Origin of the sequence: Arthrobacter sp. I3, assembly GCF_000520575.1 — a bacterium.
Lineage (GTDB): Bacteria > Actinomycetota > Actinomycetes > Actinomycetales > Micrococcaceae > Arthrobacter > Arthrobacter humicola_A.
The window spans coordinates 73,038-100,003 of record NZ_KI914938.1 but is presented as its reverse complement, the minus strand read 5'-3'; the positions used below and the strand labels follow the sequence as shown (position 1 = coordinate 100,003).

Here is a 26,966-nt window from a genome sequence, read left to right as displayed (position 1 = left end):
AGGGGACCGTACTGGGTGCCGGCGAAGAACCGGCGGCCGCTATTTGTTGATATTCCACCCGTGAGCACCCGCCGCAGAACAATCGTCTGCGCAACGGGCGTACTCCTGACAACCCCACCACACGGACATAACGCCCGGCAGAGAAAGTTGTAGGTGCTCCTTAGAAAGGAGGTGATCCAGCCGCACCTTCCGGTACGGCTACCTTGTTACGACTTAGTCCCAATCGCCAGTCCCACCTTCGACAGCTCCCTCCCACAAGGGGTTAGGCCACCGGCTTCGGGTGTTACCAACTTTCGTGACTTGACGGGCGGTGTGTACAAGGCCCGGGAACGTATTCACCGCAGCGTTGCTGATCTGCGATTACTAGCGACTCCGACTTCATGGGGTCGAGTTGCAGACCCCAATCCGAACTGAGACCGGCTTTTTGGGATTAGCTCCACCTCACAGTATCGCAACCCTTTGTACCGGCCATTGTAGCATGCGTGAAGCCCAAGACATAAGGGGCATGATGATTTGACGTCGTCCCCACCTTCCTCCGAGTTGACCCCGGCAGTCTCCCATGAGTCCCCGCCATTACGCGCTGGCAACATGGAACGAGGGTTGCGCTCGTTGCGGGACTTAACCCAACATCTCACGACACGAGCTGACGACAACCATGCACCACCTGTGAACCGGCCCCAAAGGGGAAGGACTGTTTCCAGCCCGGTCCGGCCCATGTCAAGCCTTGGTAAGGTTCTTCGCGTTGCATCGAATTAATCCGCATGCTCCGCCGCTTGTGCGGGCCCCCGTCAATTCCTTTGAGTTTTAGCCTTGCGGCCGTACTCCCCAGGCGGGGCACTTAATGCGTTAGCTACGGCGCGGAAAACGTGGAATGTCCCCCACACCTAGTGCCCAACGTTTACGGCATGGACTACCAGGGTATCTAATCCTGTTCGCTCCCCATGCTTTCGCTCCTCAGCGTCAGTTAATGCCCAGAGACCTGCCTTCGCCATCGGTGTTCCTCCTGATATCTGCGCATTTCACCGCTACACCAGGAATTCCAGTCTCCCCTACATCACTCTAGTCTGCCCGTACCCACCGCAGATCCGGAGTTGAGCCCCGGACTTTCACGGCAGACGCGACAAACCGCCTACGAGCTCTTTACGCCCAATAATTCCGGATAACGCTTGCGCCCTACGTATTACCGCGGCTGCTGGCACGTAGTTAGCCGGCGCTTCTTCTGCAGGTACCGTCACTTTCGCTTCTTCCCTACTGAAAGAGGTTTACAACCCGAAGGCCGTCATCCCTCACGCGGCGTCGCTGCATCAGGCTTGCGCCCATTGTGCAATATTCCCCACTGCTGCCTCCCGTAGGAGTCTGGGCCGTGTCTCAGTCCCAGTGTGGCCGGTCACCCTCTCAGGCCGGCTACCCGTCGTCGCCTTGGTGAGCCATTACCTCACCAACAAGCTGATAGGCCGCGAGTCCATCCAAAACCACAATAAAGCTTTCCACCCCCCACCATGCGATGAGGAGTCATATCCGGTATTAGACCCAGTTTCCCAGGCTTATCCCAGAGTTAAGGGCAGGTTACTCACGTGTTACTCACCCGTTCGCCACTAATCCCCGGTGCAAGCACCGGATCATCGTTCGACTTGCATGTGTTAAGCACGCCGCCAGCGTTCATCCTGAGCCAGGATCAAACTCTCCGTTGAAGTAAAACAGACACAACATGCGCCCCCGGGAAAACGGGATGCACACGCTGCACAAAATTTGAAACCAGCCAAAAACACCAGACCACACCACGGGGTGGCGGGCCCGGCAAATTCAACCAATTCAATACAATAAATTGGTATCAACAAACTTGGCACACTATTGAGTTCTCAAACAACAGACACATTCGAATACTTTCCGAAACAATTCATTTCGATGAATTCTTTGTTTCGCTTTTCTTCGCTGCGATGTTTACAGCTTATTTCATTCATTTCCACTTTGCAAATTCGCGATTTTCATCGGAATTTCGCTTTGTGGAGCGAATCCGCCCAGCATAATTGAAGCAATTTTCATTATGTGCGCCTGGCGCATGAAGAATTGCTTCTCATTTGTGGGGGTTTGTCACCACTCAACGGCGGCAACTCAGAAAACAATACACGCTCCTCCCCGGCCGTGCAAATCGGCCGGGAAGGAGCGTGCAGGTGCGTTTTCGGTACCGGTCAGGATCCCGTACTGGTCAGGATCCCGTGCTGGTCAGGACGCGGCGACTTCCACCGTTGCCAGGTTCTTCTTGCCCCGGCGCAGAAGCAGGTAGCGCCCGTGCAGCAACTCGCTGGCCGCAATAACGGCGTCGGGGTCAGATACCTTCGCATTATTGACGTAGGCGCCGCCCTCCCCCACAGTGCGGCGTGCGGCGGACTTGCTCTCAGACAGACCGGAGGCGACCAGCAGCTCGATGATGCCCAGGGCGCCGGCGTCAACCGTGGCGGAGGGCAGCTCGGAGGTCGCCGCCTTCAGTGTCGCTTCGTCCAGTACGGAGAGGTCGCCGTTGCCGAACACCGCGGCGGAAGCCGCAATGACCTTCTCGGTGGCGTCCACGCCATGGACGAGCGAAGTCACCTCGTAGGCCAGCTTTCGCTGGCCCTCGCGGGCGAAGGGCCGTTCGGCGATCGCGAGCTCCAGTTCCTCAATCTCGGCGCGGCTCAGGAAGGTGAACACTTTGAGTCGGTCCGCGACGTCGGCGTCCGCCGTGTTGAGCCAGAACTGGTAGAACGCGTAAGGGCTGCACATGGTTGGATCCAGCCAGATCGCGTTGCCCTCGCTCTTGCCGAACTTGGTGCCGTCAGAGTTGGTGATGAGCGGCGTTCCCAGGGCGTGGACGTGTTTGCCCTCAACCTTGCGGATGAGCTCGGTGCCACTGGTGAGGTTGCCCCACTGATCCGAGCCGCCGGTCTGCAGCATGCAACCGTAGTCGCGGAACAACTGCAGGTAGTCCATGCCCTGCAGGATCTGGTAGCTGAACTCCGTGTAGCTGATGCCTTCGTCGGAACTGAGGCGGGAGGCGACGGCGTCCTTCCGGAGCATGGTGCCGACACGGTAGTGCTTGCCGATCTCGCGCAGGAAGTCGATGGCGCTCAGGGGCGCCGTCCAGTCCAGGTTGTTGACCATCCGGGCTGCGTTGTCGCCCTCGAAGCTCAGGAACCGACGGACCTGGGCCTGAAGGTAGCCCACCCACTCGGACACGGTGTCCTTGGTGTTCAGGGTGCGTTCCGCCGTCGGACGCGGATCACCGATCAAGCCCGTGGAGCCGCCCACGAGTCCGAGCGGCTTGTGGCCGGCCAGCTGGATCCGGCGCATGAGCAGCAGCTGGACCAGGTTGCCCAGGTGCAGGCTCGGCGCGGTCGGATCGAAGCCGCAGTAATACGTCACGGGGTCGCCGGCGAGGAGCTTTTCGAGCTCCGCCTCATCCGTGGAGACGTGGACAAGGCCGCGCCATTTCAGCTCCTGCCAGATATTGGCAAAGCTGGGATCGTTCTGCTGGGCATCGAGAATATTTAGCTGGGACACGGAATCTAAGTTAGCAGGATCAACCGGGCGGCAGCGCAGGTGACGCCTGCCGGCCCGGCCTACTCCTCGATGCCTGCCGGGACTCCGGCGGCGGCGATGAGCCGCAGGCGCTGGGTGGGCCGGGTCATGGCCACGTACAGGTCACCCACCCGGCCGTGCTCGTGATTGAGCATGTCCGTCGGTTCCAGGACCACGACGCCGTCGAATTCCAGCCCCTTCGCCTCGCGGGGACTGATCACCACGATGTCCTGCGCATAACTCCCGGCGCCCGTCCCGACCCGGTGGCCGTACACGGCCCGCAGTGCCGCGCTGGCCTCAGGGAGAAGGCCGCCGTCGGCGATGACCGCCAGCAGGCCGCCCTCGATGGCGTCCAGTTCCACCGGAAGCACCTCGACGAGCTTGCTGACGATCTGGCCCTGGCCGACTTTGTCGATGACCGGGGACCAGCGCCCTTCCCGCACGGCCTTGGGCGCCGAAACGACCAGTCCGGCCGCGGTCGCCATGCGGGCGGCGGCCTCGGCGATCTGGGACGGGGTGCGGTAGTTGACGGTCAGCTCCTCGAGCTGCCAGCGGTCGCCGAACATGGGGCCCAGCGCGCTGTGCCAGGAGTTGGCGCCGGCAAAAGAACTGGTCTGCGCGATGTCGCCCACGATCGTAAAGGACTTCAGCGGGCAGCGTCGGACCAGCAGCCGCCACTGCATGGGTGACAGCTCCTGCGCTTCGTCCACCACAATGTGCCCGAAGGCCCAGGATCGGTCCGTGGTGGCACGCTCTGCCGCGGTCAGCCGCGTCTCACGCTCCTGGTTCTGGTCCACCAGGTCTTCTGCCGTGACAAGGACATCCACGCCGGCGGTTTCCATGTTGACCAGGGTCTGCTTGGCGTTGGCCAGGTCGCGGGCCCGGTCCTGTTCCTGCTGCGCCAGGCCGCGCCCGGCGGCGGCATCAAGCTCGCCGAGCAATTCGGCAGCCTCATCCAGCAGCGGAACGTCGGACTCGGTCCAGGGCGAATCGGCCGGACGGAGCAGCAGTGCGCGTTCTTCCGGGCTGAGGTTCGGGGTGCATGCCTCGAGGATGGCCGGCTTGCTGAGCAGCTCCCCCACGAGTTTCTCCGGGGTCATCGGCATCCAGCACAGGTTCAGGGCGATCCGGACATCCCGGGCCGAGCGGACATCCTCGGCCAAGTAGGAGCGGTCGGCGTTGTTGCCGATGTTGCCTGCCTCCACCAGCTCCGTCATCTGTTCGGTCAATTCGCGGAGCAGGATCTTGACGAAGGAGACGCGGGCCTCGTTGTGCGGTTTGCCCGTGGCGCGCGCCCTTTCCTTGGCGCGGCGGACCTGCCTGGGCGTGAGGACCAGCTTGCGGCCGTCCACCTCGAGGGTCCGGTTTCCGGCCGGAATGCGCTGCCGGTTGGCCACGGCGTTGGCGACAACCTCGGCCATGTCGAGCCGGCCCTTGATGGCGGCCACGGCGGAGTCCGGCTCGGCGACGGCGGTGATGCCGGGCATGAGCCGGCCCAGGCTCGCCATCACGACGCCGGTCTCGCCGAGCGAGGGCAGCACGCGTTCGATGTACTTCATGAAGGACGACGTCGGCCCCACCAGCAGGACGCCGGCGCTCTTGAGCCTGTCCCGGTGCGTGTAGAGCAGGTACGCGGCGCGGTGCAGGGCGACGGCGGTCTTGCCCGTGCCCGGACCGCCTTGGACCACGAGGGCGCCGGAGATGGAGGAACGGATGATCCGGTCCTGCTCGGACTGGATGGTGCCGACGATGTCTGACATCCGGCCCGTCCGCTTGGAGTTCAGGGCAGCCAGCAGCGCGCCTTCGCCCTGGAGCGAATCATTGTCGGCGAGCATGTCGGCGTCGAGCACGTCGTCCTCGATTGCCTTGACCTCGCGGCCCTGCAGGATCAGGTGCCGGCGGCGGCGGACGCCCTGCCGGTCGAACGCCGTGGCCTGGTAGAAATGGCCGGCCTCGGGCGCACGCCAGTCCACCATGAGCCGCTGCAGGTCCTCGGTGGTCAGGCCGATGCGGCCGATGTACTGGGCCTCTCCGGAATCCAGATCCAGGCGGCCGAACACGAGCCGGTCGTCGACGGCGTCAAGCTGGGCGAGGCGGTCCTCGTAGAGGGCCGCGAAGGCATCGCGTTCGGAAACGTTCTGCATGGTGCCGACGGCACCGGCACGGCGCACCTGGGCCAGCTGGGTGCGCTTCTCCGCCCGCAACTCATCGAGTCGGGCGTAAAGTCCGGCCACATAGTCGCGTTCATGGGCCAAATCAGCGTCGTGCATCGAACGTTCCCCTATCGAAAAAGACGGACCCACCATTCTACAGCCATTTCGGCGGGCATTGCTGTTGCATGTCGCCGAACAATGCCAAGGCAGTCTTCGTCAGGGAATTCTACCCACCCGTTCGAGATGGTCCACCCCTGCAGTCCGCGCTAGATCCGCAGCAGGGACCGGACGTTGTGGCCGGTCAGGGCCGTGCGGCCGCCAAGTTCGTCGAGTTCCATGACCACGCCGACGCCGGCCACGTGGATCCCGCACCGCTCGAACAGCCGCGCCGCGGCGCCGAGCGTACCGCCTGTGGCGAGCACGTCGTCGAGGATCAGCACCCGGCTCCCCGGCGCCAGGTCCGTTGGGTGCAGCTCAAGGGTGGCGGTGCCGTACTCCAGGGCGTAGTCCTCGGAGAACACCTCGCGCGGAAGCTTGCCGGCCTTGCGGACCGTGATGACCCCGGTCCCGGTGGCGTAGGCGGCGGCCGCCGCGAGCAGGAAGCCGCGGGCCTCCACTCCGGCGACGGCGTCGAACTGGCCCTGGAAAGGTCCCACCAGGGCATCGACGACGGCCCCGAAGGCGGCACCGTCGGCGAAGACCGGGGTCAGGTCCTTGAAGCTGACGCCGGGTTTGGGATAGTCCGGGATGGTGGCGCACAGGCTCTTGATCAGCTCATCCACCGGCATTGCAGTCGTCGTCTGGTTCGGGTCGCTTTGATTCACCCATCCACCTTACTGGCTGGTAGCGGGAAGCTTCCCGGGCCTCCCGTCCCGGCGGCCCGCGGCAACCCACCGGCCATCCAATGTTCACGCTGTCGGTGTCGGATTCGCCGCTCCTGTCCGTCCCGCCGGTGATTGAATGCTCGAATGCGACACGAAATCGTCCTCTCCGGCCATGGCGTTCGGCTGGTTCCGCTGGCCCCGCACCATGCGGCGGGCCTCTTCGATTTTGTGGACGCCGGCATGTGGGCAGGCATGGCGGCACCGATGCCTGCGACTGCCCTCGAACTGGCGGCGCTGTTCGGGTCACGGCTGGAGGATCCCGCCACCATCCCGTTCGCCGTGACGGACGGGCGCACCGGCGCCCTGCTGGGCACGACGACCCTCCGCGACTACGTTCCGGACCAGCAACGCCTGGAAATCGGCGGAACATTCTACGGGCGGCAATTCTGGGGCAGCCACGTCAATCCGGCGAGCAAGCACATGCTCCTCGCCTACGCCTATGAGGTACTGGAAGTGGACCGGGTGGCTTTCCGCTGCGACGCCCGCAACACCCGGAGCGCGACGGCGATCGAACGGCTCGGCGCACAATTCGAGGGGGTCCTCCGCGGCCACCGCGCGGCGCCAGGCGGGGGACGCGCGGACACCGCCGTCTTCTCGATCCTCTCGCAGGAGTGGCCGCACGTGCGCGAGGACCTGCGGCGCCGGCTCGCCCCCCTTCGCCGTCGGCGCCGGTTACTCGCTGGGCAGCTCCGCAGCAACCTGGAACCCCTAATCCCCTGCCGGTGGCGGCAAGGCGTCCGGATGAACGGGAGGCACGGCATCGGGCGGCCCGGCATCTGGAGGCACGGAGTCCGGTTCCGGCGGGCGCAGGAGTCCGTTGGCAAGCCCGTAGTTGACGATGTCCAGCGCTTTTCGGAGCGCGCGCTCGGCGTCGAACCGGCCGGCCGCCACGCGGCTCAGCCGGGCGTAGTCCCCGGCCCATCCGGACCGGCGGAACCTGTCGGCGTCACCGTGAAGGAGCCGTCCATAGAGGACGTCCTCGAACAAGTCATGGTCGGCCAGGGCGATTTCGGCCATCAGCGCCTCGCGGTCCCGGATCATCCCGTTGGTGAACATCCCGGCCGTTTCCGCTGCGCCCTGGGCTAGCCGGGAGTTCGCCGAGTAGTTGCACAGGCGCAGCGCCCGCACCACGAGTTTGAGCGAAACGTGTTCTTCGGGAACGATGAATTTGCGCAGCAGGGCCGCGCGGAAGAGCTCAATCCAGTGCCGGCGCTCTGCCTCGACGGAGTCCGCCGCGACCTGCCCGCCGTCGGGGGCGAACAGTTCCACCATGCGGAAGTATTCGGCGGCCAGCTCCGCGAAGATCTGGAGCCGCTCGAGCTCGCTGCCCGGTTTTCCGCGCTTCCCCTCGCCCATAATGCTCCATCATCCCCCACCGCACGCTCCGGCATCAGGGCGCGGGAACGGGGCGCACACAGTGCCCGCTACCTCACGCGCCGCGGGCGCCTGGCGCCTTTGCCGGCTTTGCCGCCTTGTAGCGGGAGACGGTCGGGTCGCCGCTGAGCCAGAACCGCCAGGGGTACTCGTGGCTGCCGCCGTCGCCGGAGACGCCGACGCGCGGACCGGAGCTGATGCCCGCGGCGACCCCCTCCGGCGGGTGCGCGGCCGGTTCCAGCCGGAACGGCGGCGCGAGGGCATCCCGCCCGCTGTCCGCCGTCGTCAGTCCCAGCGCGGTGGCCAGCCGGGCAGGCCCGCTCGCGAGGTCGACATCCGATTTCGACGTCGGCCGTCTGGCCCTCGCCAGTTCATGCCCCGCGACCACTTCGCCGGCCCGCAGCAGGAGCGCCGACGCCACGCCCTCGGGCCCGCACACGATATTGGCGCAATGGTGCATCCCGTACGTGAAATACACGTAGAGGTGGCCGGCCGGGCCGAACATCGGGGCGTTGCGGGCCGTTTGGCCGCGGAAGGTGTGGGACCCGGGGTCAGGGTGGTGCGAATCATGCGGGCCCAGGTATGCCTCCACTTCGGTAATCCGAACCGAGACGGATCCGCCGGGCCCGTCGTGCGTCAGGACCGCGCCGAGGATCAGCGGCGCCACGTGCCGGGCATCGGCCGAGAGCAGCTCGCGGACGGACACGGCCGCGCCGGACTCGGCAGGAAGCGGGCTGGAAGTCATGCTCAGACTTTAACAAACACCGCCAAAGGTGAGGTAGGCCGTGTCCGAATTCCGCTAGCAGCCGCTCCGCGATGCTGGCAGGATGGGGTGATGGACTTCTGGCAGCGCTACCGGGCAATCGATGCCCGGGACACCCGATTCGACGGGCAGTTCTACACAGCTGTCCGGACCACCGGCATCTATTGCCGGCCATCGTGCCCCGCGCGGACGCCCAAGGCGGACAATGTCACGTTCTATGAAACGTCCGCCGCGGCGCACGACGCCGGCTACCGTGCGTGCAAACGCTGCCTGCCCGAGGCCGTGCCGGGTACGCCGGCCTGGAACGTGCGCTCCGATATCGCCGGCCGGGCCATGCGGCTCATCAATGACGGCGTGATCAACCGCGACGGCGTCGAGGGGCTCGCGGCCCGGCTCGGATACTCCTCGCGCCAGCTCAACCGGATCCTCAGCCACGAACTCGGTGCCGGCCCGCTGTCCCTGGCGCGGGCCAGCCGCGCCCAGACCGCCCGCACCCTGCTGGTCTCCACCGCCATGAAAGTCTCGGACATCGCCTTCGCCGCCGGATTCAGCAGCGTGCGCCAGTTCAACGAGACCATCGGCGAGGTCTTTGCGATGACGCCTTCCGCGCTCCGGGCCACAGCCAGGCATCACCGCTCCCCCGCGGCCACCACAGCGCTCACGCTCAACCTTCCGTACCGCGAACCGTTCGACCCGGGCGTCTTTGATTTCCTGGCCGTCCGCGCCATCCCCGGGATCGAGGAAGGTACCTCCACTTCCTACGCCCGGACCCTGCGGCTGATGCACGGCGATGCCCGCTTCCGGGTGGATTACGACGCCGGCGCGGCCGGGCGTCCGCTCGTGCTGACCATCGGCGCCGTCGACCTCCGGGATCTGGCCGCCCTGTTGAGCAGGGTCCGCCGGCTGCTGGACCTGGACGCCGATCCGGTCGCCATCGATGCCGCCCTCGAGGCCGATTCCCGGCTGGCCGCCGCGGTGGCGCTCACGCCGGGCATCCGGATGCCCGGCGCCGTTGATCCGCAGGAACTGCTGATCCGGGCGATGATCGGCCAACAGATCACCGTGGCCGCCGCGCGGACCGCCCTGGTCCAGCTTTCCGCGGCCGGGAGCACGAGCCTAGTGCCGGATGACGGCCTCCACCGGCTGTTCCCGACGGCCGCACAGATCGCCGGGACCGGCTTCGAACTGCTCCGGGGCCCGCAGCGGCGGATCGATGCTGTCCGGGGCGCCGCGGCGGCGATGGCCTCGGGTGACCTCGACTTCGGCTACGGCGATGACGTGCAGGGGCTGGAGGCCAAGCTCCTGCCCCTGGCCGGCGTCGGGCCGTGGACCGTGGGATACGTCGCGATGCGGGTCATCGGCGCGCCGGATGTGTTCCTGGCCAACGACGCCGCGGTCCGCAACGGCATCCGTTCACTCGCCGAGACCCCCGACGGCGCCACACTTACCCCGGATTTCCGTGAGGTCAGCCCCTGGCGCTCCTACGCCACCATGCACCTGTGGCGCGCAGCAGCGGCTGCCCAGGCCGCGGCGCGCAAGCCGTCCCTGCCGCCGAGGCAGGCTCCAACGCAGAACCACAAGCAGACTCCGAAGCAGACTCCGAAGGAAGCGAAACTATGAAAGCCCAGCTGTTGACCATGTCCACCCCGGACGGTCCGTTCACCATCATTGCCCGGGACGGGGCTGTCCTGTCGTCGGGCTGGACCGCTGTTCCCGGCGAGCTGACCGGCCAGATCCACGCTGACCTGCTTCCGGCCGGATTCGAGACCGTCACCGGGCTGGGCGACATCTCCGAGGCCGTGGAGGCGTTCTATGCCGGCGATCCGGAGCCTGCCATGGGGGTGCCGGTGCTGCAGAAGTCCGGTCCGTTCCGCAGCCATGCCTGGGACGTGCTGCGCACGGTCGCGCCGGGGCGCCCGGTGACCTACACGGAGTACGCGGAGCTGTCCGGCAACGCCAAGGCCGTCCGGGCGGCCGCCAGTGCCTGCGCCTTCAATGCGGCGGCCCTGTTTGTTCCCTGCCACCGCGTCATCCGCACCGACGGGACGCTGGGCGGCTTCCGCTGGGGGCTGGCCGTCAAGGGCCGTCTGTTGGACCGGGAACGCGAAGCAGCCCTCGCGACGGCACGGCCCTAGGCCTGTACGGGCCCAAACTCGGCCCCGTGCGAGGCCTGCCCCCGATGGCCCCGCGACCTCAGTTGTTGACCGGAACGCCGGCAGGCCAGGGCAGCAGCTTCGGAAGGTCGACGCCGTCGGCCGCGGCGGTGGCGCGCAGGCTGCCGAGGGTGGGGTTGCGGCCGGCGAGCCACGCGGCGATGTCCGTGAGCATGCCGTTGATCACGGTCGAGGTTCCGCCGCTCCCGATGGCCACCGCGGGCAGGCCGAGCGGCTGCAGCACGAAGCGCTGGCCCTCGGGTACCCGCGCGGAGAGGAAATCGAAAAGGTGCCCGCAGAACGGGCGGCTCCAGGTTTCCGGTCCGTGGCCGGTGCCGAGGTCGGCGGCATGGATGACGAGTTCGCGCCACAGTGCCAGGCCGCCGTCGAACACGACTCCTCCGCGGTAGGTGATGGGCTCACGCCAGCCGGCCGCGTCGAGGGAGTCGAAGGCGCGCAGGGCCCGGTCCAACGCTGCGTCGAGGTCGGCCCGGTGCTGCCCGAGGCTGTGGCCGGCCGCCATCTCGATGGCGCGGTTCCGCCCCTCGAAGCCGCCGTCATAGAGTTCGACACCCTCGCCGCGGGCGGCAAATTCGAGCTGCCGGGCCATCGCGTTGGCAATCCCGCAGATGTGGGCCAGCACGTGCCCGCGGCTCCAGCCGGGCAGTTCCGACGGCGCTTCGATGTCCTGCTCCGTCAGTTTCGCGGCGATTCCGGCCACGACTCCGGCGGCGCGGTGCAGTTCTGCCCGAAGGTTATCTGGTGTGATTGAGGTCATGGCGCCCATCCTAAACCGAGCCACCCGATTAAGTCGGATTAACTGAGCGTTGCCCGGTCAGCGGGGCGCGTAGCGGTGCCGGATATGCCGGCGGTCGTGCCGGGCCTGCCAGAATTCGATTTCGCGGGGCCGGATGGCGTAGAGCTGCCAGTCTGTGTTTTCATTGTCTGCATTTTCGCCGTCGTCGGCGCCGGGCCGGGCCCGCCAGTCGGCGGCCGAGGCTTCCGCGGACAGCTCCACGACGTCCCCGGCCACCCGCACCTGGCGGCCCTGGTGTTGCCAGAAGAAGTTCAGCGCCGCGTGCGGGTTGGCCGTGAGCTCCTTGCCCTTGCGGGATTTCCGGGACGTGGCGAAGTGCCAGCCGTCGGCGTCGATGTCCTTCAGGATCAGCATCCGCGACGACGGCCGGCCGTGCTCATCGGCGGTGGCCAGGCTGCACGCATTGGGCTGCGGCACCCCGGCCGCCAGGGCCTCGTCCAGCCACAGCCGGAACAGCTCCGCGGGGTCCGCGGGCGCCGCCGCCGGGTCGAAGTCCGGGAGCACTTCCGGGAAGTCTGGCAGGGCACGCAGCAGTCGGCGGAACGATTCGCTCATGTCGCAATGCTAGCGGGGAGTTTTCGGCGGCAAACGCCAAACGCTCCCTCACTTTTGGCAGGAAATCCGCCGACGCTCCTGCATTGCATGCAGGAGCGTCGGCGGAGACGCTGCCGGAACTGAGGGAGCGTGTGCTGGCTAGCCCGCGTACTCGCGCACGCCGGCGAGCTCGCCCTCGAGGGCCAGCAGCTGGCGTTCGACGGCGGCCGGTGCGGTGCCGCCCTGCGAGTTCCGGCTGTTGAGCGAACCCTCGGTGGACAGGACCGTACGGACCTCCGGCGTCAGGTGCCCCGAGATGGCGGCGTATTCCTCGTCCGTGAGGTCCCAGAGCTCGACGCCGCGGCTTTCGGCCTGCTTGACCGCGGCGCCGGAGAGCTCGTGCGCCTCGCGGAACGGCACACCCTGGCGGACCAGCCATTCGGCGATGTCCGTCGCCAGCGCGAAACCCTGGGGAGCCAGCGCTTCCATCCGTTCGGTGTTGAACTTCAGCGTCGCGATCATCCCGGAGACTGCCGGGAGCAGGACCTCCAGGGTGTCGGCGGCGTCGAAGACCGGTTCCTTGTCCTCCTGCAGATCGCGGTTGTACGCGAGCGGCAGGCCCTTCAGGGTGGCCAGCAGCCCGGTCAGGTTGCCGATTAGCCGGCCGGCCTTGCCGCGAGCGAGTTCGGCCACGTCCGGGTTCTTCTTCTGCGGCATGATCGAGGAGCCGGTGGAGTAGGAGTCGTGCAGGGTGACGAAGGAGAACTCCTTCGTGGCCCACAGGATCACTTCTTCCGAGACCCGGGACAGGTCCACGCCGATCATGGCCGTGATCCAGGCGAACTCGGCGAAGACATCTCGGGAGGCGGTGCCGTCGATCGAGTTGTGCGTCGCCGAGAAGAAGCCCAGGTCCGCGGCGACGGCCTCGGGGTCCAGGCCGAGCGAGGAGCCCGCCAGGGCACCGGAGCCGTAGGGCGAAACCCCGGCGCGCTTGTCCCAGTCGGCCAGCCGCTGCACATCGCGCAGCAGCGCCCATGCGTGGGCCAGCAGGTGGTGGCTGAGCAGGACCGGCTGGGCGTGCTGCAGGTGGGTGCGGCCAGGCATGGCCACGCCCTGGTGCGCCTTGGCCTGGTCCACGAGAGCGTCAATCGTGGCGAGCACGCCGCGGGCGATGATCCGGGCGTGGTCGCGCAGGAACATCCGTCCCAGGGTGGCCACCTGGTCGTTGCGGGACCGGCCGGCGCGGAGCTTGCCGCCGAGCTGGGTACCGGCGCGTTCGATCAGGCCGCGCTCGAGCGAACCGTGCACGTCCTCATCGGACTCGGCCGGCAGGTAGGCGCCGGAGGCGACGTCCTCATCCAGCTGCGTCAGGGCGGCCAGCATGCCGTCGAGTTCGGCGTCGTCCAGCAGCCCGGCCTTGTGCAGCACGCGGGCGTGCGCCTTGGACCCGGCGATGTCGTAGCGGGCCAGCCGCCAGTCGAAGTGCGTGGACTTGCTCAGCGCGGCGAGGGCGTCCGCGGGGCCGCCGGCAAACCGGCCGCCCCACAGCGCTCCCGTATTTGTCGCCTCAGACTTAGTGGTTTCCGACTCAGCCACAGGGGCTACTCTCCTGCGACGCGGATGTCGCGGCCGGAGGCAACCTTGGCGGACATGCCCCACAGCTCGATGAAGCCGCGCGCCATCGACTGATCGAACGTGTCGCCGGTGTCGTACGTGGCAAGGTCGAAGTCGTAGAGCGAGGTCTCGGAGCGGCGTCCGTTGACGATCGCCTGGCCGCCGTGCAGCACCATGCGGATGTCACCGGAGACGTACTTCTGGGTGTCCTCGATGAAGGCGTCGAGGGAGCGCTTGAGCGGCGAGAACCACTGGCCGTCGTAGACCAGCTCGGCCCAGCGCTGGCCGACGGTCGCCTTGAAGCGGGCCTGCTCGCGCTCGATCGTGATGTCTTCGAGGTGCTTGTGCGCGGTGATGAGCGCCATGGCGCCCGGTGCCTCGTAGATCTCGCGGGACTTGATGCCCACGAGGCGGTCCTCGACGACGTCGATCCGGCCCACGCCCTGGGCGCCGGCGCGGCGGTTGAGTTCCTTGATGGCCTGCAGCGGGGTGACCTTGACGCCGTCGATCGCGACCGGTACGCCGGCCTCGAAGGAGATGGTGACCTCATCCGGTGCCGGCGGGAATTCCGGGGTGGCGGTGTAGTCGTAGATGTCCTTGGTGGGGGCGTTCCAGATGTCCTCGAGGTAGCCGGTTTCGACGGCGCGGCCCCAGACGTTCTGGTCGATCGAGTACGGGTTCTTCTTGGTGGTCTCGATCGGCAGTCCCTTTTCCTCGGCGAAGGCGATGGCCTTGTCGCGGGTCAGGGCGAGGTCGCGGACCGGGGCGATGCACTTCAGGTCCGGGCCGAGGGTCTGGATGCCGACTTCGAAGCGGACCTGGTCGTTGCCCTTGCCGGTGCAGCCGTGGGCGACGGTGGTGGCGCCGAATTCGCGGGCGGCCTTGACCAGGTGCTTGACGATCACCGGGCGGGAGATGGCCGAGACCAGCGGGTAGTGGCCCTGGTAGAGGGCGTTGGCCTTCAGCGTGGGCACGCAGTACTCGTTGGCGAACTCGTCGCTGGCGTCGGCGACGTAGGCCTCGACGGCGCCGCAGCCCAGCGCGCGCTGGCGGATGGTCTCCAGCGATTCGCCGCCCTGTCCGACGTCGACCGCCACGGCGATGACCTCGGCGCCGGTGGCTTCACCGATCCAGCCGATGGCTACGGAAGTATCCAGGCCACCGGAGTAGGCCAGAACAATACGCTCAGTCACGGAAATGCTCCTTAGTTGTTTGGTGATGCTTTAAGTCTGGGAAAATCTGTCTGTTGCAAGCCTGTCACACACCCCGGGTGCCCGGTCCTGTGAAGGGCTCATGGTGTGGCTTATTGGCCGGCTTCCTCGGCGAACTGCAGGAAGCGTGCGGCGATGTCCGCGCCGCCCAGGGGGTCCCGGGTGACAAGCAGGACGGTGTCGTCCCCAGCGATGGTGCCCAGGATCGAGGGCATCACGGAGTGGTCGATGGCGAGGGCCAGGAAGTTCGCGGCGCCCGGCGGGGTCCGAAGCACCACGAGGTTGGCGGAGGCCTCGGCGGTGACGAGCAGTTCCCCGCACAACCGGGTCAGCCGGGCGTCGAGGATTTCCTGGGTGACGCCGCTCTTGGCCGTCCGTTCACCGCCCTCCCCCGGGACGGCGTAGACCAGCACGCCGTCCTTGCCGCGGACCCGGACGGCGCCGAGTTCCACGAGGTCGCGTGACAGCGTGGCCTGGGTGACCTGGACGCCGTCGTCCGCGAGCAGCGCCGCGAGCTCGGCCTGGGAACGGACAGATTCGCCCGTGAGAATCGCCGTGATCCGCGCCTGCCGGGCTGTCTTGGTGGCCGGGCTGGCCCCAGGAGAGGCTGGCTGGACGGACATCAGGCCGGTCCGCCCACCGGTGCCGGCCCATCGAGTGGCGCGAGCCCACCGAGTGGCGCCAGCCCGTCAACATCTGCCAGACCGGAGCGGTGCATGAGCCAGGCCATGAGTGCCTTCTGCGCGTGCAGCCGGTTTTCGGCCTCGTCCCAGACCACCGACTGCGGGCCGTCAATGACGTCCGCGGCGATCTCGTAGCCCCGGTAGGCCGGGAGGCAGTGCAGCACGACGGCGTCCGGCGCCGCGAGCTTCATCGCGTCGGCATCCACGGAATAGGCGCGGAACAGCTTCATCCGCGCTTCCTTCTCCGCCTCCTGGCCCATGGACACCCACGTGTCGGTCGCGACGACGTCGGCGCCCAGGAGCGCTTCGGCGGCGTCAACCGTCACCAGCACCGAGCCGCCGGTCTCCGCGGCGCGGTCCTCGGCGGCGGCGATGATCTCCGGCGACGGCAGGTAGCCTTCCGGTCCGGCGATGCGGACGTTCATTCCCGCCGTCACGCCGGCCAGCAGGTAGGAGTTGGCCATGTTGTTGGCCGAGTCGCCCAGGTAGGCCATGGTCAGGCCCTGGAGCGAGCCCTTGTGCTCCTTGACGGTCAGCAGATCGGCCAGGAGCTGGCACGGGTGGTAGTCGTCGCACAGGGCGTTGATGACCGGAACGCGGGAGTTCGCGGCCATGGCGACGAGCCCGGCGTGCGCGCCAGTGCGCCACACGATGGTGGAGACCATGCGTTCGAGCACCTTGGCGGTGTCCTCGACCGATTCTTTGTGCCCGATCTGCGCCTCGCCGGGGTTGATGATGAGCGCGTTGCCGCCCATGTCCGCGATGCCGGTGGCGAAGGAGACCCTGGTCCGGGTGGAGGTCTTGTCGAAGATGACGGCCACCGTCCGGCGGCCGTTGCCGTCTGCGGCGAAGGGCTGCACGCTGTAGGGCGCGGCCTTCATCCGGACGGCGAGCTCGAGGACCTCGGCCTGTTCGGCCGGGCTGAGGTCCGTGTCCTTGAGGAAGTGGCGGGTGGGCACTGAGGCGGTCACGGCGGCGGTCACTTGGCGTCCTTTGCAGCGTTGGTCTTGGCGGTCTCGAGCAGTGCCGGCAGGGCGGCCAGGAAAAGGTCTGCCTGCTCGGTGGTGAGGATCAGCGGGGGCGCCAGCCGGATGGTGCGCGGGCCCGGGCTGTTGACGATGAACCCGGCGTCGAGACCGGCGGCCACGACGCCCGGGGCGACGTCGGCGTCGAGGTCGAAGCCGATCAGCAGCCCCTCGCCGCGGACCTCTGTCACGCCGGCGATTCCGGCGAGGCCGGCGCGCAGATGCTCCCCCAGGTTCCGGACGTGGGCCAGGATGTCCTGGTTTTCCAGGACGTGCAGGGTGGCGAGGGCGGCGGCGGTGGCCACCGGGTTGCCGCCGAATGTCGTCCCGTGCTGGCCGGCGGTCAGCAGGGCAGACGTTTCCGGGCCGAACGTGAGGAGAGCGCCGACCGGGAAGCCGCCGCCCAGGCCCTTGGCGAGGGTCACGGCGTCGGGCACGATTCCGGCGTCCTCGCTGGCCAGCCACTTGCCGGTGCGGCCGATGCCGGTCTGGACCTCGTCGAGGATCAGCAGGGCGCCGGCCGCGCTTGTGGCCTCGCGGGCCGCCTTGAGGTAGCCGGCAGGCAGCGGCCGGACGCCGGCCTCGCCTTGGATCGGTTCGAGGAAGACGGCGGCAGTGGTCTCATCAATGGCGGCGCGGAGGGCCTCGATGTCACCAAACGGGACATGCACGACGCCGCCGGGCAGCGGCGCGAACGGCGCCCGGTAGGCCTCCTTGGAGGTCAGCGCGAGGGCACCCATGGTGCGCCCGTGGAAGGCGCCTTCGAGCGCGATGATCTTGGTGCGCGGCTTCGCTGTTCTTTCCGCGACAGTATTCTCCGCGGCCGCGGACTGGCTCGCGCCACTGTTACGGCGCGCCAGTTTGAAGGCCGCCTCGACGGCTTCGGTGCCGGAGTTGGCGAAGAACACCTTGGAGCCTGCCGGGGCCTTGGACAGTTCCAGCAACTTCTCGGCCAGGGCGATCTGGGTGGGGCTCGTGAAGAAGTTCGAGACGTGGCCCAGGGTGGCCAGCTGGCTGGAGATCACCGAGGTCACGAACGGGTGGGCGTGGCCGAGGGCGTTCACCGCGATGCCGCCGAGCAGGTCCAGGTATTCCTTGCCGTCGGCGTCCCACACGAGGCAGCCGGCGCCGCGGACCAGGACCCGCTGCGGGGTGCCGAAGACGCCCAGCAGGGAGGACGAGTAGCGGGACAGCCACTGCGCGCCACTGGCGCGCGAGTGAACTAGATCCGCTACCGGAGAGTGTTCGAGATCCGTGGAAGGTGCCTTTTCGATCTGGTTCATTTGCTTTCCTCGTCGGGGACGACCTGGGTGCCGATGCCGGCGGTCGTAAAGGTTTCCAGGAGCATCGAGTGCGGCAGGCGGCCGTCCACGATGTGGGCGCGCTCGACGCCGTCGTCAATGGCCTTCAGGCACGCCGCCATCTTCGGGATCATGCCGGACTCGAGGCGCGGCAGCATCTCGCGCAGCTCCGACGCCGTCAGCGACGAAATAAGCGATGACCTGTCCGGCCAGTTGGCGTAGAGGCCCTCGACATCGGTCAGGATGACCAGCTTGGAGGCACCCAGGGCCGACGCGACCGCGGCCGCCGCCGTGTCCGCGTTCACATTAAGTACCTGCCCGGTGGTGGATCCGTCGTCGTGGATCTCCGGGGCGACGGTGGAGATCACGGGAATCCGGCCGGCCGCGAGGATGTCCACAATCCCTTCCGGGTTCACCCCGACCACCTCGCCCACCAGGCCGAGGTCCACCTCTTCGCCGTCCACCACGGTGCCGGTGCGGACGGCGCGGAGCAGGCCGCCGTCTTCGCCGGACATCCCGACGGCGTACGGGCCGTGGGAGTTGATCAGGCCCACGAGTTCGCGTCCCACCTGGCCGGTGAGGACCATCCGGACCACATCCATGGCCTCGGGCGTGGTGACGCGCAGCCCGCCCTTGAATTCGGATTCGATCCCGAGCCGGCTGAGCATGGCGTTGATCTGCGGGCCGCCGCCATGCACCACCACGGGGTGGATGCCGACGTGGTGCAGGAACACGACGTCCTCGGCGAAGGCGCGGCGGAGCTCGTCATTGACCATGGCATTGCCGCCGTACTTGATCACCATGGTGCTGCCGGCAAAGCGCTGGATCCAGGGCAGCGCCTCGATCAGCGTGGCGGCTTTGTCCCGGGCGTCGGACTGGGAGGTGGTCTCGCGGGTCTGGGTGTTCATGCTGTTCGTCCTCTGTTGGTCCCTACTGTTCATCCCTACTGTTCATCCCAACTGTGCCTTCCCCCCGGGGGATTAGCTGGAGTGGGAGGTCAGCTGGAGTAGGCGCTGTTTTCGTGGACGTAGTCGTGGGTGAGGTCGTTGGTGAGGATCGTGGCCTCGGCTGTACCGGCCTGCAGGTCGATTTCGACCAGGACCTCGCGCGGTTCGAGGTCCACGAGGTTCCGGTCATCGCCGATGCTGCCGTTGCGGCAGATCTGCACACCGTTCATGGACACGTTCAGCTGGTCCGGTTCGAAGGCCGCGTCGGTGGTGCCGACGGCGGACAGCACGCGGCCCCAGTTGGGGTCCTTGCCGAAGATCGCGGTTTTGAACAGGTTGGAGCGGGCGACGGCGCGGCTGACGACTTCTGCGTCCCGCTCACTCGCGGCGTTGAACGTCCGGATCGCGATGTCGTGGCTGGCGCCCTCGGCGTCGCCGATCAGTTTGCGGGCCAGCTCGGCGCAGACCTGGGTCAGGCCCGTGCCGAAGTCGGCGGCGGACGGCGCGGCACCGGAGGCGCCGGAGGCGAGCAGCACCACGGTGTCGTTGGTGGACATGCAGCCGTCCGAGTCCGCCCGGTCGAAGGTGAGCCGCGTGGCGTTGCGGAGTTCGGCGTCGAGCACGTCCGGCGGGACGTCGGCGTCCGTGGTGAGGACCACCAGCATGGTGGCCAGGCCCGGGGCCAGCATGCCGGCGCCCTTGGCCATGCCGCCGATGGTGAACTGCGTGCCGTCCGAGGCCGTGCCGGTGAAGACGGCCTGCTTGGACACCGAATCCGTGGTCATGATCGCGGTGGCCGCCGCGGGGCCGCCGTCCGCGGCCAGGGCTGCGGTGGCGGAACCGATCCCGGCCAGGATTTTCTCCATGGGCAGCTGCTCGCCAATCAGTCCGGTGGAGCAGACCACGACGTCGGTGGCGGAGACGCCGAGGGCTTCGGCGGTCTTCTCCGCGGTGGTGTGCGTGTTCTGGAACCCCTGGGGCCCGGTGCAGGCGTTGGCGCCGCCGGAGTTGAGGATCACGGCATCCACGCGCCCGTCCTTGACCACTTCGCGGGACCAGTGCACGGGGGCCGCGGCCAAGCGGTTGGACGTGAAGACCGCCGCGGCGGCCTTGGACGGGCCGTCGTTGACCACGAGGGCCACATCCGGCTTGCCGGAAGCCTTGAGCCCGGCCGTCACGCCGGCGGCGCGGAATCCCTGCGGTGCGGTGATGCTCACGGTGCGACTCCCTGGAGGTTGAGGCCGGCGGTTTCCGCCAGGCCGAGGGCTAGGTTCATGGACTGCACGGCTCCGCCGGCGGTCCCCTTGGTGAGGTTGTCGATGGCGCAGCACACGATCACGCGGCCGGTGTGCTCATCGAAGGCGAGCTGCATGCCCGTGTGGTTCGATCCCTGGACCGATTTCGTGGAGGGCCACTGCCCCTCGGGGAGCAGGTGCACGAACGGTTCGTCGTCGTAGGCTTCGGCCCAGGCGGCACGGAGGTCTGCGGCAGTGACACTGCGGCCTGGCTGCTGCCGGACCCTGGCGGTCGCCGTGGTGAGGATGCCGCGGCTCATCGGCGCCAGCGTGGGCGTGAAGGAGACGGTGACCGGGGCCCCCAGCGCCTTGGAGAGTCCCTGTTCGATCTCGGGGGTGTGCCGGTGTCCCCCGCCGACCCCGTAGGGGCTCATGGAGCCCATGACTTCGGCGCCGATCAGGTTGACCTTGGCAGCTTTGCCGGCCCCTGAGGTGCCGGAGGCGGAGACGATCACGACGTCGTCGCCCTCCAGCAGCTGGTTGCTGAAGCCGGGGGTGAGTGCCAGCAGGGCCGAGGTCGGGTAGCAGCCGGGGACGGCGATCCGGGTGGCGCCGCGGAGGGCATCGCGCTGGCCGGGCAGTTCCGGGAGTCCGTAGGGCCAGGTTCCGGCGTGGGCCGACCCGTAGAACTTCACCCAGGCCGCCGGGTCCTCGAGTCGGTGGTCCGCGCCGGCGTCGATGACCAGGGTCCCGGCGGGCAGCTGCGCCGCGATCTCCGCGGATGCCCCGTGCGGAAGCGCCAGGAACACGACGTCGTGCCCGGCCAGGTTATCCACGGTGGTGTCTTCGAGGATCCGGTCCGCGAGGCCATGGAGATGCGGCTGCAATTCCCCTAGTCTGGAACCGGCGTTGCTGTGGGCCGTGATGGCGCCGATGGTGACGTCGGGATGACCGGCGAGGAGCCGCAGGACCTCGCCGCCGGCATAGCCGCTAGCCCCGGAAACGGCAACAGAAATAGTCATAAGCACGACTATACAGCAAGAGTATGCATAGATGCCGATATTTATGCATCGATGAGCGTGTGTCCAAAGCTCCCGAACGGCCCGCCGCGGAAACCCGGGGGCGTATGCTTGATAAAGGGTGATCCAGACCGTGCAGCTGCGAATGTCAGCTGCAGCGTTGCCCGTAACCGTGACGAGGCAAGCGCCCTATGACCGCCACTTCCACCCTTCCCGCCGAAACGCCGGCGCGGCCGCCATCGCGGGTCCGGCAGCCCAACGCCGTCGTCCTGAGCTATTCGGAACTCCTCAAGAGCGTGAAGACGGCCGGCCTCCTCGAACGGCGCGTCGGGTTCTACATCACAGTGTTCGCCAGCCTGGTGCTCCTGATGGCCGCCACCTGGTTCGGGTTCGCGCTGATCGGTGACAGCTGGTTCCAACTCCTGATCGCCGCCGCCCTCGGCATCATCTGCACGCAGTTGAGTTTCCTCGCCCACGAGGCCGGGCACCGGCAGATCTTCGCGTCCCGCCGTGCCAACGACTGGGCAGCACGCCTGCTGGCCACCTCCGTGGCCGGGATCAGCTACTCCTGGTGGGAGCAGAAGCACGGCGCGCACCACAACCACCCGAACGTCATCTCCAAGGACCCGGACATCGCGCCCGGCCCCATCGCCTTCCACCCCGAAGCCGTAGCCGACCGCCAGGGACGCCTCGCGTTCCTGACCCGCAAGCAGGGCTGGTTCTTCTTCCCGCTCCTGTTCCTGGTGGGCCTGGGACTGCAGATCGATTCCGTGAAATTCATCGTCCGCCGGGCCAAGGTCACGCACCGCTGGGTCGAAATCCCGATCCTCGCGGTCCGGCTCAGCCTCCTGCCGGTCCTCGCGTTCACCTTCCTGCCGCTGGGCATGGCGTTCGCCTTCATCGGCGTCCAACTGGCCGTGTTCGGCTTCTATATGGGCGCGTCCTTCGCGCCGAACCACAAGGGCATGCCGGTGCTGCCGGCGGACAGCCGGGTGGACTTCTTCAGCCGCCAGGTCCTGACGTCCCGGAACATCTCGGGCGGCCGCTTCATGGACATCCTGCTCGGCGGCCTCAACCGCCAGGCCGAACACCACCTCTTCCCGGACATGGCCCGCCCGCAGCTGCACCAGGCCGCCAAGATCGTCCGCGAGTACTGCGCCAAGCACCAGGTCCCGTACACGGAAACCACGCTGATGCAGTCGTACGCCATCATTGTCCGCTACCTCAACGACGTCGGACTCGCCGCGGGCCGCCACTTTGAATGCCCGATGGCAACGGTAACCCGCCGCTACTAAAGGACGGACCGCCGTCGGCCGCGCAGGACCCGCCGCCTCCGGGTCACGTCGGCCCAAACATCACGTGACGGCTGGTTACGGAAGGCCCCTTCATGGTTACCCCCGGTGTCCCTAGGATGGACCCAGGGACCGGGACAGAATTCCCCGCCCGGAAAAGGAGCCACATGATGCACGCAATCGTCGCCCGCCAGGCCGGCGGCCCCGAGGTCCTCGAACTCGACAAGACAGCCCGACCCGTTCCCGGGCCCGGCCAGCTGCTGGTCAAGGTCGCGGCCGCGGGCGTGAACTTCATTGACACCTACAAGCGCAGCGGCGTCTACAAGGTCAGCTACCCCTTCACGCCCGGCTCCGAGGCCGCGGGCACCGTGGAGGAGGTCGGCGACGCCGTCACCGGGTTTGCTCCCGGTGACCGGGTGGCCACGGCCGAGGGCGCTGACTGCTACGCCGGCTACGCACTCGTCGATGAGGACAAGGCCCTCCCGGTTCCCGACGGCCTGGATGATTTCACCGCCGCGGCGCTGCCGCTGCAGGGCGTGACGGCCCACTACCTGATCAACTCAACTTTCAAGGTCGAGTCCGGCCACACCGTGCTGCTCCACGCCGGCGCCGGTGGTGTGGGGCTCCTGATGATCCAGTTGCTCAAGGCCAGGGGCGCCAATGTCATCACCACCGTTTCGACAGACGCGAAAGAGCAGTTGGCCCGCGAAGCCGGCGCCGACCACGTGCTGCGCTACGACGGTTTCGCCGACCGGGTCCGGGATCTGACCAACGGCACCGGCGCGGATGTGGTGTACGACGGCGTCGGAAAAGACACTTTCGACGCCTCCCTGGCGTCCCTGCGCATCCGGGGCATGCTGGTCCTCTTCGGCGCAGCGTCCGGCCCGGTCCCGCCGTTCGACCCGCAGCGGCTCAACGCCGGCGGCTCGCTGTACCTCACGCGGCCCACCATGGGCCACTACCTGCGCGACGCCCGGGAACGCCGCTGGCGCTCCGACGAAGTCTTTGCCGCCGCTGCCGACGGCAGCCTCAAGGTCAGGATCGGCGCACGCTATCCTCTCGGCGAGGCGGCCCGTGCCCACGAGGACCTTGAACAGCGCCGCACCACCGGCAAAGTCATCCTCGTCCCCTAAGCTGCACGGTCCCCCAAGCCGTACGGCAACACCATCCGTTCATCTCCTGCAGGGACAATGCGCCAGTGACCGAGCAACGACTGACCCCCAGTGAAGCCCCCGACGCCGGTGCGGTGCAGAGTCTTCCCGCTCCCCGTCTCACCGTCCACGAGCCCCAGCTGCCGGGCGCCCTCTCCGCCCCGCCGGAGCGCACGCTGATAGACATCGTCCGGGATACTGCCGCCCGGTACCCGGACGCTTCGGCGCTCGACGACGGCCACCGTTCGCTCAGCTACGCCCAGCTCATGGACGAGGTCCGGGCCGCCGCCCGGAAACTGCACCTCGCCGGGCTGGGTGCCGGTGACAAGATCGGCGTCCGGATCCCGTCGGGCACCAACGAGCTCTATGTCTCGATCCTGGCGGTGCTGCTGGTTGGTGCGGCGTATGTCCCCGTAGACGCCGACGATCCCGACGAGCGGGCCAAACTGGTCTTCGGGGAGGCGAGGGTGGCCGGCATCCTCCGCGCCGGCGGGAAGATCGTCACGGACAGCAACCACCCCCGCCCGTTCCCCGACGCGAGGCCGCCCGGCCCCGACGACGACGCGTGGGTCATTTTCACGTCCGGCTCCACCGGCACCCCCAAGGGCGTCGCGGTCCAGCACCGCTCAGCCGCCGCGTTCGTGGACGCCGAGGCCCGCATCTTCCTACAGGCCGATCCGGTGGGTCCGCAGGACCGGGTGCTGGCCGGCCTGTCCGTTGCCTTCGATGCCTCCTGCGAGGAAATGTGGCTCGCGTGGCGCCACGGCGCCTGCCTGGTTCCGGCACCCCGGGCGCTGGTGCGGACCGGGATGGACCTCGGCCCCTGGCTCATCAGCCACGGCATCACCGTGGTCTCCACCGTCCCCACACTGGCCGCTCTCTGGCCCGTGGAGTCGCTGGAAAGTGTCCGGCTGCTGATCTTCGGCGGGGAGGCATGCCCGCCCGACCTTGCCGAACGGCTCGCCGTCGAAGGACGCGAAGTATGGAACACCTACGGGCCCACCGAGGCCACCGTGGTCGCGTGCGCCGCGCAGCTCGGCGCGCCCGGCCCCATCCGGATCGGCCTGCCGCTGGACGGCTGGGACCTCGCCGTCGTCGACGCCGACTCGCTGCCCGTCGCCGAAGGCGCGGTGGGCGAACTGATCATCGGCGGCGTCGGGCTGGCCCGGTACCTTGACCCGGTCAAGGACGCGGAAAAATATGCCCCCATGCCGTCCCTGGGCTGGCCGCGCGCCTACCGCTCCGGCGACCTCGTCAGGTACGAAGCAGAAGGCCTCATTTTCCAGGGCCGCGCCGATGAGCAGGTCAAGCTCGGCGGCCGCCGGATCGAGCTCGGCGAAATCGACGCCGCCCTGCAGTCCCTGCCGGATATCGCCGGCGCCGCGGCCGCCGTGCAGACCACCGCGGCCGGCAACCAGATCCTGGTCGGCTACCTTGCCGCCGTCGCGGGCCGTGACATCGACCTCGCAGCCGCCCGCGAACTGCTGGGCGAACGCCTGCCCGCGCCCCTCATTCCGCTGCTGACGCTCGTCGATTCGCTGCCGACCAAGACCAGCGGCAAAGTGGACCGCCACGCCCTGCCCTGGCCGCTCAGTGGAACCGGAGCGGCGGAGGCCGAAGGTGCCCCGCTGAACCTGCCGGAGGACGCACAGTGGATCGTGGAGCAGTGGAGCGCCGTGCTGGGAAGCCCGGTCACCAGCCTCGATGCCGACTTCTTCGCCTACGGCGGCGGCTCGCTGGCCGCCGCGCAGCTCGTGTCCGCCCTCCGCGTCCGCTATCCCACCATCACGGTGGCCGATATCTACGCGACACCCCGGGTGGGCGCCCTGGTGGACGAGGCCCGGCAGTCGCTGCCGGAGGGTGGTGCCGTCGCTGCCCAGGAGCGCACCGTCCGGCCCACCGCGCGGAAGTCGCAGGCCTTCCAAACGCTCCTGGGCGTTCCCTTGCACATCCTGGTCGGCATGCGCTGGCTGACCTACCTGATGGCAGCCAACAACCTGCTGGCCGCCGTCGCCGGATTCAGCGCCGCGCCAACGATCTCATGGTGGTGGGTGGGAGCTTCCTGGCTGGTCTTCGTCAGTCCCGCCGGGCGGATGCTGCTCTCCGTCGCCGCCGCCCGCATCCTGCTGCGCAACGTGGTGCCAGGCACCTATCCCCGGTCCGGGCGGGTGCACCTCCGGCTCTGGCTCGCGGAACAGATCCAGGACCTCGCCGGCGCCATCAGCCTCGCCAGCGCGCCCTGGGTGCCCTACTACGCGAAAGCGCTCGGGGCGAAGATCGGCGAGAACGTCCAGCTGCACTCGCTGCCGCCCGTCACCGGGCTGCTGACCCTCGGCACAGGATCCAATATCGAGCCCGAAGTCGATCTGTCCGGCTGGTGGATCGACGGCGACCGTGTCCACATCGGCGCCATCCGGATTGGCCCCGGCGCAAGCGTTGGGGCCCGCAGCACGCTGATGCCGGGAGCCACGGTGGGTGCCGGGGCGCAGGTGGAGCCGGGTTCCGCTGTGATCGGCAAGGTCAAGGCGGGCCAGCTCGTGGCCGGGTCGCCGGCCGAGCGCCGTGGCAAGGCCCGGCACTCATGGCCGGACTCCCCGGACGAGCACCGGCTGATGGGCCGGTTGTGGTTCGCCGGTTTCGCCGCCGCCTCCGCCATGCTGGCGCTCATCCCCTACGTCTCCGCCGCCGTCGCGGGCTTGGTGATCTTCGCGTTCATCCAGGGCAGCTCCTCCCTGCCCGCGGCCCTGCCCGGCATAGCGCTCTCGATCCCGCTGGCGGCGCTGGCATGGTTCCTGACCAACCTGCTGCTGATCCTGGCCACGACGAGGCTCCTCAGCGTCGGCCTCGCTGAAGGCTACTACCGGGTCCGGAGCCGGATCGGGTGGCAGGTCTGGGCAACCGAGCGGGTACTGGATCTGGCCCGGGATCTGCTGTTCCCGATCTACGCCAGCCTCTTTACGCCGGTCTGGCTTCGGCTTCTTGGTGCGAAGGTCGGCCGCAACGTGGAGGCCTCGACAGTGCTGCTGATCCCGCGGATGACCACCGTGGGCGAGGGCGCGTTCCTGGCCGACGACACGATGGTGGCGTCGTACGAACTCGACGGCGGCTGGATGCACATAGCCCCGGCCAAGATCGGCAAGCGGTCTTTCCTGGGCAACTCGGGCATGACGGCGGCCGGGCGCAGCGTGCCCAAGAACTCCCTTGTGGCGGTGTTGTCCGCGACGCCGGCCAAGGCGAAGTCCGGCACCTCGTGGC

The 26,966-nt window shown here is 67.9% G+C and carries 20 protein-coding genes, 1 rRNA gene and 1 pseudogene; 6 read left to right on the top strand and 16 right to left on the bottom strand.

Features of this window, described 5'->3' with window-relative positions:
• Positions 1–164: 164 nt before the first annotated feature.
• The 4 genes from Y706_RS0115265 to Y706_RS0115250 form a co-directional block, all read right to left on the bottom strand.
• Positions 165–1,691, bottom strand: a 16S ribosomal RNA gene (locus tag Y706_RS0115265).
• Positions 1,692–2,223: 532 nt separating this feature from the next.
• Positions 2,224–3,537: a tyrosine--tRNA ligase gene (tyrS, locus tag Y706_RS0115260; protein WP_028277280.1), complete on the bottom strand. Its 1,314-nt coding sequence runs from the start codon at positions 3,535–3,537 to the stop codon at positions 2,224–2,226.
• Between the two features lie 59 nt (positions 3,538–3,596).
• Positions 3,597–5,825 carry a HelD family protein gene (locus Y706_RS0115255; RefSeq protein WP_028277279.1) on the bottom strand — a complete coding sequence of 743 codons (2,229 nt, stop codon included), beginning with the start codon at positions 5,823–5,825 and terminating at the stop codon, positions 3,597–3,599.
• A gap of 149 nt (positions 5,826–5,974) precedes the next feature.
• Entirely contained in the window at positions 5,975–6,496 is a 522-nt protein-coding gene (locus Y706_RS0115250; RefSeq protein ID WP_028277278.1) for an adenine phosphoribosyltransferase, read from the bottom strand.
• Between the two features lie 180 nt (positions 6,497–6,676).
• Here Y706_RS0115250 and Y706_RS30300 point away from each other — a divergent pair.
• Positions 6,677–7,108, top strand: a pseudogene (locus Y706_RS30300) (GNAT family N-acetyltransferase); the annotation flags it as partial.
• A 192-nt stretch (positions 7,109–7,300) separates the two neighbouring features.
• Here the strand turns inward: Y706_RS30300 and Y706_RS30295 are convergent.
• Complete coding sequence (locus Y706_RS30295; protein ID WP_028277276.1) at positions 7,301–7,948, bottom strand: hypothetical protein; 648 nt, start codon at positions 7,946–7,948, stop codon at positions 7,301–7,303.
• 73 nt (positions 7,949–8,021) lie between these two features.
• Positions 8,022–8,711: a DNA-3-methyladenine glycosylase gene (locus Y706_RS0115235; RefSeq protein WP_028277275.1), complete on the bottom strand. Its 690-nt coding sequence runs from the start codon at positions 8,709–8,711 to the stop codon at positions 8,022–8,024.
• A gap of 90 nt (positions 8,712–8,801) precedes the next feature.
• On the opposite strand from Y706_RS0115235, the gene Y706_RS0115230 reads away from it, so the two are divergent.
• Positions 8,802–10,349, top strand: coding sequence for an AlkA N-terminal domain-containing protein (locus Y706_RS0115230; RefSeq protein WP_028277274.1), 1,548 nt, complete (start codon positions 8,802–8,804; stop codon positions 10,347–10,349).
• Positions 10,346–10,864, top strand: coding sequence for a methylated-DNA--[protein]-cysteine S-methyltransferase (locus Y706_RS0115225; protein ID WP_028277273.1), 519 nt, complete (start codon positions 10,346–10,348; stop codon positions 10,862–10,864). Before Y706_RS0115230 ends, Y706_RS0115225 begins: the two co-directional genes overlap by 4 nt.
• A 58-nt stretch (positions 10,865–10,922) precedes the next feature.
• On the opposite strand, the gene Y706_RS0115220 is transcribed toward Y706_RS0115225, so the two are convergent.
• The 10 genes from Y706_RS0115220 to argC form a co-directional block, all read right to left on the bottom strand.
• On the bottom strand, positions 10,923–11,660 hold the full coding sequence (locus tag Y706_RS0115220) for a maleylpyruvate isomerase family mycothiol-dependent enzyme (RefSeq protein WP_028277272.1): 738 nt from the start codon (positions 11,658–11,660) through the stop codon (positions 10,923–10,925).
• A gap of 57 nt (positions 11,661–11,717) precedes the next feature.
• Positions 11,718–12,254: a pyridoxine/pyridoxamine 5'-phosphate oxidase gene (locus Y706_RS0115215; protein ID WP_028277271.1), complete on the bottom strand. Its 537-nt coding sequence runs from the start codon at positions 12,252–12,254 to the stop codon at positions 11,718–11,720.
• A gap of 138 nt (positions 12,255–12,392) precedes the next feature.
• The gene (argH, locus tag Y706_RS0115210) at positions 12,393–13,829 is read right to left on the bottom strand and encodes an argininosuccinate lyase (protein WP_028277270.1); all 1,437 of its coding nucleotides are present in this window, start codon (positions 13,827–13,829) and stop codon (positions 12,393–12,395) included.
• A gap of 5 nt (positions 13,830–13,834) precedes the next feature.
• Positions 13,835–15,040 carry an argininosuccinate synthase gene (locus Y706_RS0115205; RefSeq protein ID WP_028277269.1) on the bottom strand — a complete coding sequence of 402 codons (1,206 nt, stop codon included), beginning with the start codon at positions 15,038–15,040 and terminating at the stop codon, positions 13,835–13,837.
• Between the two features lie 110 nt (positions 15,041–15,150).
• Positions 15,151–15,681 (bottom strand): arginine repressor, encoded by a 531-nt coding sequence (locus tag Y706_RS0115200; RefSeq protein ID WP_028277268.1) that lies wholly within the window; start codon positions 15,679–15,681, stop codon positions 15,151–15,153.
• Positions 15,681–16,712: an ornithine carbamoyltransferase gene (argF, locus tag Y706_RS0115195; RefSeq protein WP_043436277.1), complete on the bottom strand. Its 1,032-nt coding sequence runs from the start codon at positions 16,710–16,712 to the stop codon at positions 15,681–15,683. The genes Y706_RS0115200 and argF overlap by 1 nt, the downstream gene beginning before the upstream one ends.
• Before the next feature lie 8 nt (positions 16,713–16,720).
• A complete protein-coding gene (locus Y706_RS0115190; protein WP_028277266.1) occupies positions 16,721–18,049 on the bottom strand; it encodes an acetylornithine transaminase in 1,329 nt (442 codons plus the stop codon).
• A complete protein-coding gene (argB, locus tag Y706_RS0115185; RefSeq protein WP_028277265.1) occupies positions 18,046–18,975 on the bottom strand; it encodes an acetylglutamate kinase in 930 nt (309 codons plus the stop codon). Before argB ends, Y706_RS0115190 begins: the two co-directional genes overlap by 4 nt.
• Before the next feature lie 89 nt (positions 18,976–19,064).
• Positions 19,065–20,231: a bifunctional glutamate N-acetyltransferase/amino-acid acetyltransferase ArgJ gene (gene argJ / locus Y706_RS0115180; protein WP_028277264.1), complete on the bottom strand. Its 1,167-nt coding sequence runs from the start codon at positions 20,229–20,231 to the stop codon at positions 19,065–19,067.
• On the bottom strand, positions 20,228–21,271 hold the full coding sequence (argC, locus tag Y706_RS0115175) for an N-acetyl-gamma-glutamyl-phosphate reductase (RefSeq protein WP_028277263.1): 1,044 nt from the start codon (positions 21,269–21,271) through the stop codon (positions 20,228–20,230). Before argC ends, argJ begins: the two co-directional genes overlap by 4 nt.
• A gap of 188 nt (positions 21,272–21,459) precedes the next feature.
• Here argC and Y706_RS0115170 point away from each other — a divergent pair, with 188 nt between their 5' ends.
• From Y706_RS0115170 to Y706_RS25720, 3 genes are all read left to right on the top strand, one after another.
• Positions 21,460–22,563, top strand: a complete 1,104-nt coding sequence (locus Y706_RS0115170; protein ID WP_028277262.1) for a fatty acid desaturase family protein — start codon at positions 21,460–21,462, stop codon at positions 22,561–22,563.
• A gap of 164 nt (positions 22,564–22,727) precedes the next feature.
• The gene (locus Y706_RS0115165) at positions 22,728–23,693 is read left to right on the top strand and encodes a quinone oxidoreductase family protein (RefSeq protein ID WP_028277261.1); all 966 of its coding nucleotides are present in this window, start codon (positions 22,728–22,730) and stop codon (positions 23,691–23,693) included.
• Positions 23,694–23,806: 113 nt separating this feature from the next.
• Positions 23,807–26,966: non-ribosomal peptide synthetase (locus Y706_RS25720; RefSeq protein ID WP_043436276.1), on the top strand; the 3,160-nt coding region annotated here is incomplete at its 3' end.

Coding starts and splice junctions, on each gene's coding strand:
- Y706_RS0115255 (WP_028277279.1), bottom strand. CDS start 5,825: ATGCACGACGCTGATTTGGCCCATGAACGCGACTATGTGGCCGGACTT.
- Y706_RS0115250 (WP_028277278.1), bottom strand. CDS start 6,496: ATGCCGGTGGATGAGCTGATCAAGAGCCTGTGCGCCACCATCCCGGAC.
- Y706_RS30295 (WP_028277276.1), bottom strand. CDS start 7,948: ATGGGCGAGGGGAAGCGCGGAAAACCGGGCAGCGAGCTCGAGCGGCTC.
- Y706_RS0115235 (WP_028277275.1), bottom strand. CDS start 8,711: ATGACTTCCAGCCCGCTTCCTGCCGAGTCCGGCGCGGCCGTGTCCGTC.
- Y706_RS0115230 (WP_028277274.1), top strand. CDS start 8,802: ATGGACTTCTGGCAGCGCTACCGGGCAATCGATGCCCGGGACACCCGA.
- Y706_RS0115225 (WP_028277273.1), top strand. CDS start 10,346: ATGAAAGCCCAGCTGTTGACCATGTCCACCCCGGACGGTCCGTTCACC.
- Y706_RS0115220 (WP_028277272.1), bottom strand. CDS start 11,660: ATGACCTCAATCACACCAGATAACCTTCGGGCAGAACTGCACCGCGCC.
- Y706_RS0115215 (WP_028277271.1), bottom strand. CDS start 12,254: ATGAGCGAATCGTTCCGCCGACTGCTGCGTGCCCTGCCAGACTTCCCG.
- Y706_RS0115200 (WP_028277268.1), bottom strand. CDS start 15,681: ATGTCCGTCCAGCCAGCCTCTCCTGGGGCCAGCCCGGCCACCAAGACA.
- Y706_RS0115190 (WP_028277266.1), bottom strand. CDS start 18,049: ATGAACCAGATCGAAAAGGCACCTTCCACGGATCTCGAACACTCTCCG.
- argB (WP_028277265.1), bottom strand. CDS start 18,975: ATGAACACCCAGACCCGCGAGACCACCTCCCAGTCCGACGCCCGGGAC.
- argC (WP_028277263.1), bottom strand. CDS start 21,271: ATGACTATTTCTGTTGCCGTTTCCGGGGCTAGCGGCTATGCCGGCGGC.
- Y706_RS0115170 (WP_028277262.1), top strand. CDS start 21,460: ATGACCGCCACTTCCACCCTTCCCGCCGAAACGCCGGCGCGGCCGCCA.
- Y706_RS0115165 (WP_028277261.1), top strand. CDS start 22,728: ATGATGCACGCAATCGTCGCCCGCCAGGCCGGCGGCCCCGAGGTCCTC.